A 13,684-nucleotide genomic window follows, 5' to 3' on the forward strand; every position below is an offset into this window, starting at 1 on the left:
TCTTATGATAAAACAAGAAAAAGTATCAAAGCTACCTAAGCATTTGCTTGTTTTTTATACTCTTGATCTGCTTTTTCAAAGCGTTCAATAACGTCCTTAGGTACTTTAGTCGATAAAGAAACTAAGACTAATACCACTGAGCAAGCAATAAATCCCGGAATAATTTCATATAAACCAGTATTTAAACTTTTCCATAAAACAACAACCACTGCTCCTGCTATCATACCTGATAAAGCACCTAATGCAGTCATACGTTTCCAGAATACAGAGAAAATCACCACAGGACCAAATGCCGCACCAAAACCAGCCCACGCATAAGAAACAAGACCAAGTACCTTACTATCGGGGTTTTGGGCAAGCACTAAAGCAATTACCGCAACGGCTAATACCATCAAACGACCAATCCAAACTAATTCTTGCTGGCTTGCATTCGGACGAATAAGCCCTTTATAAAAGTCTTCTGTTAATGCAGATGAGCAAACTAATAACTGAGCACTTAATGTACTCATTACTGCCGCTAAAATACCAGATAGAATGATACCCGCAATCCAAGGATTAAATAAAAGGGTTGCTAATGCCATAAAGATACGTTCAGAGTTACCTTGCAGCGCACCTACTTGATCTGGATGTGCATCAAAGTAAGCAATACCATAATAACCAACTAATACCGCACCCAATAAGCAAAGAATCATCCATGTCATACTGATACGGCGAGCATTTACTAAGGTTTTAACATTCTCTGCTGCCATAAAACGCGCTAAGATATGTGGCTGACCCAAATAACCTAATCCCCATGCCGCTGCAGAGATAACAGCTAAGAAACTAGCACTTTCTGGTAATAAACTCGTTACATCTTGTCCTACCTTACTAGAAGCAGCTGCAAATGCTGCATTTACTTCATCCACACCACCTAAAGAAAGGTAAACAGCAATCGGTGTAAAGATTAAAGCAAACAACATCAAAGTTGCTTGTAAACTATCGCTCCAAGACACCGCTAAGAAACCACCAATAAAGGTATAAATAATGGTTGCTCCCGCCCCTAACCAAAGTGCTTTTTGGTAGTCAATTTCAAATAATAATTCAAATAGGCGAGCGCCTGCTACAACCCCTGAAGCACTATAAATAGCAAAGAATACAAGAATAATAGCTGCTGAAATAATTTTAAGTAATAACCCATACTCACCAAAGCGACTTGAAAAATACTCTGGTAAGGTAAGTGCATCATTATTAAACTCAGTATGAACACGCAAACGACCAGATACTAATAACCAGTTAAAATACGCACCAATCGTTAGACCAATCGCAATCCATGCTTCTACTAAACCAGCCGCATAAATGGCACCCGGTAGCCCCATCAGCAACCAACCTGACATATCCGAAGCACCAGCAGCCATACCCGTAACAAAGCCACCTAAACGGCGTCCACCTAAGATATAATCACCAAAATTACGTGTGGCAAGATAAGCCGCAATACCAATACCAATCACCGCCACAATATAGAGGGTGAATGTAATATACATTGGGTTTAAATTCATCTAATTTCTCTCCTTATAACTGATGACAGTTATAGTCTATGATTTACCTATTACAGTGTAGAACGTGATATTAAATAAAAATAGCCTTCTTGCTATTAAAATAACGATAAAAATTATTTATCGCACAACAAATACAATAACCACCTATCAATAGGATGGTTATTGATTGTTTAGCCTAAAATCATGGTATCTTTACACTGTAGAGGGAAATTATAGAGAAATATAGTGTTTTTGTGTATTATTCTTTTCTCTAGGTTTTCACTAATTGACAAGTTATATTTTTTATGTATTAGCAATAGTTTTAGAGAATAACTTATTGATTATCAATGAAATTTAGCCTAAAAACTACTGATTAGCACTTTCCATCTATTACGACTATTTTTTACTTTTATCAAAAAAATAGCCATAGACTCTAATCTACTATATGCTTTTCTATAAAAAATACCATCTTTATTGAATTAAGATGGTATTTTTTATCTGATAAATTTCACCTTATAAGACACGATAAACCCAGATAATAGATAAAAAACATAATCACTTTATTAGAAGATCATATTTTCTACTATCACTTAGCTCTCCAATTATCTGCTTTCATCATTTTTACCTCAGAATAATATAAGGATTAAATTAATAATTCATCTTGTTTTGTCTCTGGTTGTCGAAGATGTGTAGGCATATCAAAAGAAAGTGTAACTTCTTTTACATCATTCATATCGACATAAACAAAACCACCCTCTTTTAAACGACCAAATAATAATTCTTCGGCTAATGCTTTACGAATCATTTGCTGGATAAGGCGTTGCATTGGTCTTGCTCCCATCACAGGATCAAATCCTTTTTCAACCAAATAATGTCTGACCGTATCAGCAAAAAGCACTTCTACTTTTTTCGCTTGAAGTTGCTGCTCTAATTCTAATAGGAACTTATCCACAACACGCAGAATAATATCTTTTGATAAGGGGGCAAAAGGAATAATCGCATCAAGACGATTTCTAAATTCAGGGGTAAAAATCTTTTTAATTTCAATCATCTCATCCCCTGCTTGACGAGTATTATTAAAGCCAATAGCATTTGTATTTAATAATTGTGCCCCTGCATTTGTCGTCATAATAATCACGACATGACGAAAATCAGCCTTACGCCCGTTATTATCAGTTAGCGTACCATTATCCATCACCTGCAACAAGATATTAAAAATATCTGTATGGGCTTTTTCAATTTCATCTAATAATAAAACAGCATGAGGATTTTTAGTCACAGCCTCGGTTAATAAACCACCTTGTTCAAAACCCACATAACCGGGAGGAGAACCAATTAATCGAGAAACCGCATGACGTTCCATATATTCTGACATATCAAATCGGATAAGCTCTACCCCCAATAGCTTGGCTAGCTGTTTGGCGACTTCTGTTTTACCAACCCCTGTTGGACCAGAAAAGAGGAATGAGCCAATGGGTTTATCTAGTTTGCCTAAACCAGAACGCGACATTTTAATAACATCTGTTAGGGCTTCAATGGCTTTATCTTGACCAAACACAAGGGTTTTAAGATCTTTTTCTAATGTTGCCAATTTACCAATATCATCTACCGATACCGTTTGTGTCGGAATATTTGCCATTTTACTGATAACAGCTTCTATTTCCTCTCGTCCAATCAAAGATTTTTGTTCAGTCTCTGGTAACAATCGTTGGGCTGCTCCTGCTTCGTCCATCACATCAATGGCTTTATCTGGTAAATGACGGTCATTCATATAACGTGCAGATAATTCAACCGCTGCTACTAATGCCTCATCATCATATTGAATTTGATGATGTGCTTCAAAATGTGATTTTAACCCCTTTAAGATAGTAATCGTATCTTCAATACTAGGCTCATGAATATCTATTTTTTGAAAGCGGCGAGAAAGCGCATGATCTTTTTCAAAAATACGGCGATATTCTTGATAGGTTGTTGCTCCCATACAGCGAAGCCGTCCTGAAGATAATGCTGGTTTAAGTAAATTAGAGGCATCCATAGGACTACCAGAGGTTGATCCTGCACCAATAATTGTATGAATTTCATCAATAAATAAAATTGCCTGTGGTAAAGCTTCTAAGGCTTTTAGTAAGTTTTTAAGACGTTGCTCAAAATCCCCTCTAAATTTAGTACCCGCTAGCAAACTACCTATATCCAAGCCATAAACGACCGCATCTTTTAAAACAGGGGGAACTTTATGATGAACAATGCTTAATGCTAATCCTTCGGCAATCGCTGTTTTACCAACACCTGCTTCACCTACCAATAAAGGATTATTCTTGCGACGACGGCATAATACTTGAATAACTCTGGCTAATTCAGTATCACGGCCAATTAAAGGATCAATTTTACCTGCTTGAGCCAATTGATTATAATTAACCGCATATTGCTCTAACGCAGATGGTTGATGAGACTTTTCTTCCTCTTGCTCTGTTGCTACTACTTCTTCTGCTACCTCTTCAGGACCATGAGCAATAAACTGCATCACTTTAAGTCGAGTTACCCCTTGCTCTTCTAAGAAAAAAACAGCGTGCGTATCTTTCTCAGCAAACATTGCCACCAAAATATCTGCCCCTTCTACGCCATTTCCTTGCTTAGCTTTATCACTTTGCGATAAAACTGCTCGCTGGATTATTCGTTGAAAACCAAGTGTAGGCTGTGTATCGACTTGCTCATCTTCTACCGACTCACTAACTTTTGGTGTATTTTCTTCTATAAAATCAGCAAGTTTTTTATGTAGCATCACCAAATCTGCATCACACCCTTCTAATACTTCCTTGGCTGAAATATTATCCAGTAAGGCTAAAAGCAAATGTTCCACTGTTATAAACTCATGGCGAGAGGCTCTTGCCATAATAAATGCTTTTTGTATGGTTAATTCTAACGCTTGGGAAATCATATTTATTTCACCTTTCTTTCATCATTACATCGCTTGCATTGTACACATCAACGGATACTCATGTTCTCTTGCATATTGATTCACTTGAGAGACCTTAGTGGCGGCAATATCTTTTGTATAAATACCGCATACCCCCTTACCTTTGTAGTGAACTTCCAACATTATGACCGTTGCTTCATCTTCTGTTTTATTAAAAAATAATTTTAAGACATCCACCACAAAATCCATAGGTGTATAGTCATCATTTAAGAGTACCACTGCATAGGGGGTTGGGGGCTTTAACCGTGTCTGGTGATGGGTTTCCGTCAGAGTCGCGCTTGTCATAGGATAAAAATAATCGAATGATAAATACAATATATCATATAAAAATAGCTATCAAGAATAATAACATTGATTAAAAATGCTGTTTAATGGCTTCATTATAGTAGTTCTACTAGTTGACAAAAAGATTTTTATAGGATAATTTGAAAATATATATATAAAAATGTAATAATCTGAAACCATGAAACAAAAGGAAGCATTTATGACAGATACTACACTAGAAACAATTGGACAACATCAAGGAACCGTTAAATGGTTTAATGATGCTAAAGGCTTTGGATTTATCACATTAGATGGTAGCTCAGAAGATCTTTTTGCGCATTTCTCTGCTATCAATATGGAAGGCTTTAAAACCCTAAAAGAAGGACAACGTGTCAATTTTGATTTAGCAGAAGGCCCTAAAGGGAAGTTAGCCCTTAATATCACAAGTATTGGCTAGAGATATACGTTAGTGTTTTTAAATTAATACGTTAGATGATGTAGTATTAGTTTTATAACCTATAGTAATATTTAATACTCTTTGCATTACTATATATATGTAGATATATATAGCGTTTTTTGCTTTCTCCTCTTCTTTATAGTTGAGGAGATTTTATTTCATTCTCTATATTGACTATATTTTGGCATTAAGCATATGTTTATATCTACTCTACTGGTATGATAGAATTTAACTTCCTTCAATAGATAGATAAAGTTTTGTCTCATATTATCTGCTTATTATGTTTTCTCTCTTCAATATATCGTTTCGTTTAATAGTATTTGTTGTATGTGGATTTTGTTATACCCCTATTATGGCAAAAACATTATCTATACCAGAAGCCCCTCCTCACACCATTACACTCCACTTTCCAAAACAAATATTAACAGCGGAAATAGTAAATAACAGTACCTCACGCGCCAAAGGTCTAATGTTTCGCCAAAATTTAGAAAAAAATACTGGTATGCTCTTTGTTTTTCCCGATAGTCAGCGGCGCTGTTTTTGGATGAAAAATACTTTTATTCCATTATCTATCGCTTATATTGATCATCATCACCAAATTATTGATATTCTTGATTTACACCCCTTAGATGAAACTGCTATCTGTTCATCAAAACCAGCTATGTTTGCCTTAGAAGTTAATCAGGGATGGTTTGACCAGCATCATATTCGTGTCGGTGATACAATAAATATACCTTTACTATCCGCCTATTAACACTATCATTACACTAGAGAGATTCCCGATGAAACGTTTATTCTTTATTTCACTAAGTTCCTTATTTATCATTGGCTGTAGTGTACTTGATACATTGCCTGCCCCTAAAACTTATGGATTAACACCTGTTCTTATCAAAAAACCATCAAATAAAATACTACCTAATCTTATCCAATGTATTGAGCCTTCTCTCAAAGAAAAATACCCAGCGGCTAGCTTAACACTAACAATGGAAAATCTGTATGAAGGTAAGATTCCGGGGACTGACCCAGATAGCCCCATTGCAACTTTTGATATTTTTGCCAAAACAGGTACTTTCCAAGGGTATGTAAGCCTGTACCAAAAAGAACCCGTTAATCCTGCAATTACGGCTATTTTTACAGATTGTCTCTAATCATATTTGGTTTTACCCTCTTCATTGATCCGATTAAAGGTAACTATTACACACTAAAACTTATTATATTTTAATAGTTCATTTGTTAAATTATATCTTAACAATAAGAAAAAACAATCCATTTAAACATTTTTGTATGGTTAGGCAACAAAATATTTTTTAAAAGTTATTTAAAAATCATTCTATTGCTAATATTTTTCCCATCTAAATAAAATAAAAAAGAATAATAAAATAACAGAAATTAGCTATTGCCCCGATGGTTTCTACTCATTTAACCATTTAACAAAACCCCCTTTTTCATTTTATCCCTCAGAAATAAGTATTAACCGACCTATTTAGATATTTTTATGATTTAAAACAATAAAATATTTTTTGGAGGTTGTTCAAAAATCACTTGAGTTCTATAATTTTTACTATCTAAATGAAAAAAAGGAAAAACAAATGAAAATAAAATACCTACTATTAGGTGTTACCCTGATTGGAGCAGCAGGTGTAGCGATTTGGCAAAACCAACGTTTGCAGGCTGATGAATTAGTGGGAATTATTGGTGTCAATGGACGCATTGAGTTAAAACGTTTAGATATTGCCACCTTATATGCAGGGCGGGTAGAAGAGGTTTTGGTACAAGAAGGCGATCAAGTAAAACCTCATCAAAGTTTGGCCCGTTTATCTTCCAGCCAAACCGAAAGCCAAGTGGCGGCAGCACAAGCACAAAAACAACGTGCAGAAGAAAATGTCGCACGTGCTTTAGCCACTGTTGAAACGCAACAACAGCAAGCCAATGTAGCAAAATTGGAACTTGATAATGCGGTAAAATTACGTCGTGAAAAATTAGTTTCCGACAGCGAATTATCACGTCGCCAGTCAAATTACAAAGCAACTTTAGCTGCCGTAGCCACCGCTCAAGCCGCCGTGGCAGAAGCCAAAGCCGGTGTCGCACAAGCACAGGCTCAATTAGAGCATGCCCAATCACAAAATGATGATATGTTGATTAAATCACCAAAATCCGGTTGGGTAGAATATCTGATTGCTGAACCGGGTAATGTGCTAGGCACAGGTGGCAGAGTATTAAGCCTGTTAGATCCAACAGATACCTATCTCAATGTATTTTTAACCTCAGAACAGTTAAATCAAGTCAAAGTGGGGGATGAAGCGCGTATCGTGCTTGATGGTGTTGATGCGGTCTTCCCTGCTCAAATTACCTTTACCGCAGCTAATGCTCAATTTACCCCCAAAAACGTAGAAACAGCAGAAGAGCGGGCAAAATTGATGTTCCGTGTTAAATTGCAAATCCCACAAGAGATTGCCTTACAGTATGAACGCCGTCTGAAAGGCGGAATGACTGCCATAGGCTATGTAAAATATGATTCACAAGCCGCTTGGCCATCACATTTACACGTGAAACTCTCCACAGGAAATGAATAATGATGGCACATAATATTGCCGTGGCGGTAACGCATCTTTCACATTCATACGGAAAAACGACTGCACTTTCTGATGTATCCCTACAAATTCCGAAAGGGACAACCGTCGGATTGATTGGCCCTGACGGTGTAGGAAAATCAACACTGCTTTCCTTAATTGCCGGGGTCAAAATTATTCAACAAGGCTCAATACTGGTATTTGATGACGATATTGCAGACAAAAAAGCACGGGATAGTCTGTCACACAAAATCGCTTTTATGTCACAAGGTTTGGGGAAAAATCTGTACCCCACCTTATCCACTTATGAAAATGTGGATTTTCATGCCCGATTATTCGGATTAGATAAACAATACCGCCAACAACGCATTGAACGCTTACTGCGTGCCACTGGCTTACTACCCTTTGCCGATCGCCTTGCCGGAAAACTTTCAGGCGGTATGAAACAAAAACTAAGCCTATGTTGTGCCTTGGTACATAGCCCTGATTTACTTATTTTGGACGAACCGACCACGGGGGTCGATCCGCTTTCACGCCGTCAATTTTGGGAATTGGTCGAAACCCTAAGGCAAGAAAGCCCGATGATGACGGTAATTATCGCCACTGCGTATATTGAAGAAGCGGAAGCCTTTGAACACGTTTTAGCCATGGACGATGGCAAGCTGATTGCCAATCAAGCTACGAAACAATTAATGGCAGAAACCGGCAGTCAGAATCTGGAAGAAGCCTATATTAAATTACTCCCTCCCGAAAAACGCGGCGCAGAAAATGGTTTGCTCATTCCGCCCTTTGAACAAGAACCCAATGAACCGCCTGCTATCGTGGCGGAAGGTTTAACCAAAAAATTCGGTGCTTTTACCTCTGTTGATCATGTGAGTTTTACCATTCCAAAAGGTGAAATTTTCGGTTTTCTAGGTTCAAACGGATGCGGTAAATCCACGACCATGAAAATGCTCACCGGTTTACTTGAATCCACCGAAGGAACGGCTACCCTGCTTGGTCAGCCTATTGATGCCAGTGATATTAACACCCGTAAACGCGTAGGCTATATGTCGCAAAGCTTTTCATTGTATGAGGAATTAACCGTACGAGAAAATTTAACCCTACATGCCAAACTGTATCAAATCGACAGGCAGGAATGGGACAATTATGTCAATGCTGCCATGAGACAATTTGATTTAAGTCATTTGGCAGACAAAACGCCTGCTGCTCTTCCATTGGGGATTCGTCAGCGTTTACAGCTGGCAGCCGCTTGTTTGCATCACCCCGAAGTATTGATTTTGGACGAACCAACTTCAGGTGTCGATCCTGCGGCAAGGGATATGTTTTGGGCATATCTGATTAAGCTCTCAAGAGAAGACAAAATCACTATTTTTGTTACCACCCATTTTATGAATGAGGCGGCACGTTGCGATCGTATTTCCTTTATGCACCGTGGGCGTGTATTAGCTGTGGGAACGCCTGAAGAATTACGCATGAGCAAACAAGCCCCAACGCTGGAAGAAGCCTTTATCCTCTATTTGGAAGAACAGGCGGACGATATTACCTCGCCAGAGGGAAAAATAGCAAGCAATGAAAGTGCGGTTAAAAATAACGAGATTTTATCGGATAAACAATCATCCGGTTTTATCGCATGGTGGTCGCTTATCTGGACATTTGCTTTACGGGAAGGAAAAGAATTATTACGCGACCGCATTCGTCTGTTCTTTGCCTTGCTTGGGCCGGTGATTATGTTATTGGCGATGGCATCCAGTATTTCTTTTGACGTTAATCCGATGAAGTTTACCGTGTTGGATCATGATAATACATCGGAAAGCCGCCGTTTGATTGAATATTTTGACGGTTCGCATTATTTCGTCCGTCAAGCCGATATTCACTCGGTAAGGGATATCAATCCCATACTACAAAGTTCAAAAGTAAAATTAGTGATTGAAATTCCGGCAGATTTCGGGCGGAAAATGCTAAATGGTGAGAAACCCGAAATCGGTTTTTTTATTGATGGGACATTTCCATCTACAGCAGAAAATTTAAACGGTTTGGTCGCAGGAACACTCAATCAATATTTGCAAGATACCGCACGAAATGCCGGTATAACGGTAGCTAACAATAATATATTGGAAAACCGCTTTGTCTATAACCAAGATTTCAAAAGTATTTATGCCATGACACCGGGTGTCATTATGTTGGCAATGATGTTAATTCCCTCCATGATGACCGCACTTGGCGTGGTTCGGGAAAAGGAGATAGGTTCGATTATGAATTTATACGGTTCACCTGCCAGCACGCTACAATTTTTACTCGGTAAACAGCTGCCCTACATTATGTTGGCATTTATCAGCTATCTGATTATGATTTGGGTTGCCATCATGCTATTTGATGTACCGGTAAAAGGCTCTTTCTGGGCGATGTCTTTAGGCGGTATCGTGATGATTGCCACTGCTACGGCTTTTGGTTTGTTGGTATCCAGTTTTGTAAAATCACAAATTGCGGCGATTTTCGCCACTGCTATTATCGCCCTCATACCGGCACTCAATTTCTCAGGAATGCTCTACCCGACTTCCACCTTACCCACTCATGTCAATATTATTGCCCGTTTATTCCCCGGTTTTTGGTTTCAGTTAATCAGTTTAGGCGGTTTTACCAAAGGGCTGGGCTTTATGGATTTTCTCAATAGCTATGCCGCCTTATTAATCATTGGCAGCCTGTACTTTTTTGGGGCGGTTGCACTGCTCAAAAAACAGGAGAAATAATATGTTCAGATGGGTTAAAAATGTTGCTTATTTATCTGCCAAAGAATTACGCAGCTTGCTTTCTGATCCCGTATTAATCGTGCTGATTGTTTATATGTTTTCCTTAGCGCTGTACACGGTAGCCACTTCTATTACCACAGAAGTCAAAAATGCTTCTATCGCTGTGGTCGATCATGATCACTCCGCCCTTTCCTATCGTTTACAGCAAAGCCTATTACTACCAAACTTTAAAAAGGTAGATCGTATAAAAGCAGAAGAAATCGACCGTTTAATGGATATAGGGGAATACACTTTTGTACTCGATATTCCACCCAGCTATGAAAAAGACGTACTGGCAGGGCATCATCCGCAAATACAATTATTGGTCGATGCGACAGCCATGACCCAAGCCGCTATCGGTTCTTCTTATATTTCCCAAATTTTTAGACGTGAAATCACCGAATTTCTTCACCAATCCCAATTACCATTACCGATAACCGCAACGGTGAACGTGTTATACAACCCAAATTATTCCAGTGAATGGTTTTTAGGGGGTATGAATATTATCGGTAACTTAAACTTGCTTACCATGTTGTTAGTAGGGGCAGCCGTAATTCGTGAGCGGGAGCGTGGCACGTTGGAACATATTTTGGTGATGCCCGTACGTTCCAGTGAAATTGCCATGTCTAAAATTTTTGCTAACGGCTTAGTGCTATTGTTGGTAGTTACGTTGGCGTTACGCTTTGTCACCCATAGTATTTTGGGTGTCCCCTTGCCTGATGGCTCGGTTTCCCTATTTGTGTTGGGTTCGGCGGTGTTTATTTTCTCCATTGCCTCTCTGGGGATTTTATTGGCGATTTTTGCACCGACAATGCCACAGTTCGGTTTATTGATGCTTCCTGTGTATATTGTATTGTACTTACTCTCAGGCACGGTATCCTCTGTAGAGAATATGCCCCAACTGGCACAACAGATCACCCAGTTTTCTCCTACGACAATCTTTGCCGCTTATGCACAAGACGTTCTCTTTCGCGGTGCAGGCTTAGACATTGTGTGGGATAAATTAGCCAAAATGGCTGCTCTCGGTACAGTATTTTTAATTATTGCATTGATGCAGTTTAAAACAATGCTGTCAAAACAAGGTTAATGAATTTAAAGGATTTAAACATGAAAAGAAGATTACAAGAGATGACACTAATCGCCCTTTCCGTTTCCCTTGTGGCATGCCAGTCTAACAAGGTGGATTTGAATTCAACCGTAGAAATACCGGCACAGTTTGAGCAAACCCAATACGCTAAAGGGCAAGCAGAAATAATGCAATGGTGGAAAAACTGGCGTGATCCGCAACTCAACCGTTTAATTGAACAAGGCTTACAAAATAACCTTGATATCGCTCTTGCTCGCAGCCGTTTACAAGAAGCACAGGCAAACAGTCGTTATACCGAGGCAGACCTTGGTGTGAACGTAGGTGGACAAGGTAGGATTGGCGGGATCAATTCACGCACGGATAATCTCATTGGTTCGGGACATACCCACAACACAGGGAATATGCAAGTGGCAGGCATTATCGCCAGCTGGGAACCGGATTTTTTTGGACAAAAACGTAGTGATGCCGATGCGGCACAAGCCCTTGTGTTAAGCTCTCAAGCACAGATTTATGCCGCCCAAATGCTCGTGGCAGGACAAATTGCAGAAAGTTATTTCAATATTCAATCCATTCGTCAGCAACAACATTTATTAAAACAAACGGAAAATACCTTATCCCGTTTGAAAAATTATGTGCAGGGGCGTTTTTCCGCCGGGCAAGCCAATGCAAATGATGTGTTGCAAGTAGAAAGCCGTTTAACCGCCGTACAGGCACAACAAGCGACTCTAAATAGCCAAATTGCCAATAATGAACGAGCCATTGCGATTCTCATCGGGCAAACACCGCAAGGCTTTCATCTTGCTAAAAGTGCGGTCGTTTTTTCCGATATTTTACCTAATCCCCCTGCCGGTGTGATGCCTAGTGATGTACTGAACCGCCGCCCCGATTTGAATGCTTATCGCCATCTCATACAAGCACAAGCAGCCAAACTCGCCAGTGCCAAAGCCGATTTATATCCTCGCTTTGATATTCGGTTTCTCGGACAATCCGGTCGGATTGATTTGAATACCGATATTCCTGACTTAAAAGGCTGGAGTGGTTTACTCAGTGCAGGGATTAGTTTTCCGATTTTCACCAACGGACGTATTCAGGCAAATATTGATGCTGCCGATAGCCGCCTTAAACAAGCCCTTTTACAATACGATAAAGCCTTATTGCAAGCCTTGGCAGAAGTAGATAACCGATACCAAAATCAATACGCCATCAATCACCAAGTACAGCTGTTGCAAAATGCCGCCAATCAAGCCCAAAAACAGGCTGTTCAGGCAGAAAAATTATTTAAGTATGATGCCAAAACCTTAGATAATGCGTTGAACGATCGCCTCTCCGCCCTTAATTATCAACAACAATTACTTCAAGCGCATCTACAACAAGCGAAGAATTTAATTCATTTGTATAAAGCACTAGGCGGGGGCTGGTCGGAGTGAAACGGCTCAATTTGATTATGATTTTGCTACCCAAGCATAAAATGTACTGGCAAATTTGTTTAAAAAACTAACCGTACGTTCATCATTCACTTCACCATGATCATTTAATGCCGTATTCGCTCGAGATAAAAATAGTTCAGGTGCATTTAAGGTTTCTGCACCTAACGATTGTAAAATTTGCCGTAAATGTAAGCCTGAATTAATACCACCATAACTTCCTGGTGATGCCGTTACAATAGCTGTTTTTTTACCGTTCCAAACACTTTTACCAAACGGACGAGAAGCAATATCAATAAGATTTTTTACGGCAGCAGGCACACTACGGTTATGCTCTGGACTAACAAATAATACCGCATCTGCTTCACTTAACTGTTTGCGTACACGTTCATAAACATCTATCGTTTGTTGATCTAAATCTTGTGTATAAAGAGGTAAATCTCCAATAATCACTTCTTCCACACTCACCCCTTCAGGCTCTTGATTAACAAGATGATTAGCAATACTACGGTTTAATGAGTTTTGGCTTAAACTACCGATAATTAATGCAATTTTCGTCATCATAATTTTCCTATTTAATAAATAAAAATCTGTAATGGCGTATA

11 protein-coding genes are annotated in these 13,684 nt (G+C 38.9%); 7 read left to right on the plus strand and 4 right to left on the minus strand.

Translation table 11 applies throughout. From position 1 onward, the window contains the following. Positions 1-35 precede the first annotated feature (35 nt). The 3 genes from putP to clpS form a co-directional block, all read right to left on the minus strand. Entirely contained in the window at positions 36-1,535 is a 1,500-nt protein-coding gene (gene putP, locus F9B76_RS03440) for a sodium/proline symporter PutP (protein ID WP_159990859.1), read from the minus strand. Positions 1,536-2,157: 622 nt separating this feature from the next. Next, the gene (gene clpA, locus F9B76_RS03445) at positions 2,158-4,449 is read right to left on the minus strand and encodes an ATP-dependent Clp protease ATP-binding subunit ClpA (RefSeq protein ID WP_159990860.1); all 2,292 of its coding nucleotides are present in this window, start codon (positions 4,447-4,449) and stop codon (positions 2,158-2,160) included. Between the two features lie 24 nt (positions 4,450-4,473). Continuing rightward, the gene (gene clpS / locus F9B76_RS03450; protein ID WP_159990861.1) at positions 4,474-4,773 is read right to left on the minus strand and encodes an ATP-dependent Clp protease adapter ClpS; all 300 of its coding nucleotides are present in this window, start codon (positions 4,771-4,773) and stop codon (positions 4,474-4,476) included. A gap of 199 nt (positions 4,774-4,972) precedes the next feature. Between clpS and F9B76_RS03455 the strand changes: the two genes are divergently transcribed. The 7 genes from F9B76_RS03455 (at position 4,973) to F9B76_RS03485 (ending at position 13,082) form a co-directional block, all read left to right on the plus strand. After that, on the plus strand, positions 4,973-5,209 hold the full coding sequence (locus F9B76_RS03455; RefSeq protein WP_159990862.1) for a cold-shock protein: 237 nt from the start codon (positions 4,973-4,975) through the stop codon (positions 5,207-5,209). 352 nt (positions 5,210-5,561) lie between these two features. Beyond that, positions 5,562-5,963 (plus strand): DUF192 domain-containing protein, encoded by a 402-nt coding sequence (locus F9B76_RS03460; RefSeq protein WP_159990863.1) that lies wholly within the window; start codon positions 5,562-5,564, stop codon positions 5,961-5,963. A gap of 28 nt (positions 5,964-5,991) precedes the next feature. Continuing rightward, positions 5,992-6,357, plus strand: coding sequence for a hypothetical protein (locus F9B76_RS03465; protein WP_159990864.1), 366 nt, complete (start codon positions 5,992-5,994; stop codon positions 6,355-6,357). Between the two features lie 441 nt (positions 6,358-6,798). After that, positions 6,799-7,782 (plus strand): HlyD family secretion protein, encoded by a 984-nt coding sequence (locus F9B76_RS03470; protein ID WP_159990865.1) that lies wholly within the window; start codon positions 6,799-6,801, stop codon positions 7,780-7,782. Beyond that, the gene (gene rbbA / locus F9B76_RS03475; RefSeq protein ID WP_159990866.1) at positions 7,782-10,529 is read left to right on the plus strand and encodes a ribosome-associated ATPase/putative transporter RbbA; all 2,748 of its coding nucleotides are present in this window, start codon (positions 7,782-7,784) and stop codon (positions 10,527-10,529) included. Before F9B76_RS03470 ends, rbbA begins: the two co-directional genes overlap by 1 nt. Before the next feature lies 1 nt (position 10,530). Next, positions 10,531-11,655, plus strand: a complete 1,125-nt coding sequence (locus F9B76_RS03480; RefSeq protein ID WP_159990867.1) for an ABC transporter permease — start codon at positions 10,531-10,533, stop codon at positions 11,653-11,655. 20 nt (positions 11,656-11,675) lie between these two features. Beyond that, positions 11,676-13,082: an efflux transporter outer membrane subunit gene (locus F9B76_RS03485; protein WP_159990868.1), complete on the plus strand. Its 1,407-nt coding sequence runs from the start codon at positions 11,676-11,678 to the stop codon at positions 13,080-13,082. Positions 13,083-13,097: 15 nt separating this feature from the next. Here F9B76_RS03485 and F9B76_RS03490 read toward each other — a convergent pair whose 3' ends face one another. Beyond that, entirely contained in the window at positions 13,098-13,643 is a 546-nt protein-coding gene (locus F9B76_RS03490; protein WP_201289344.1) for an NADPH-dependent FMN reductase, read from the minus strand. Between the last annotated feature and the right edge of the window lie 41 nt (positions 13,644-13,684).

This window comes from Pelistega ratti, assembly GCF_009833965.1.
Taxonomy (GTDB): domain Bacteria; phylum Pseudomonadota; class Gammaproteobacteria; order Burkholderiales; family Burkholderiaceae_B; genus Taylorella; species Taylorella ratti.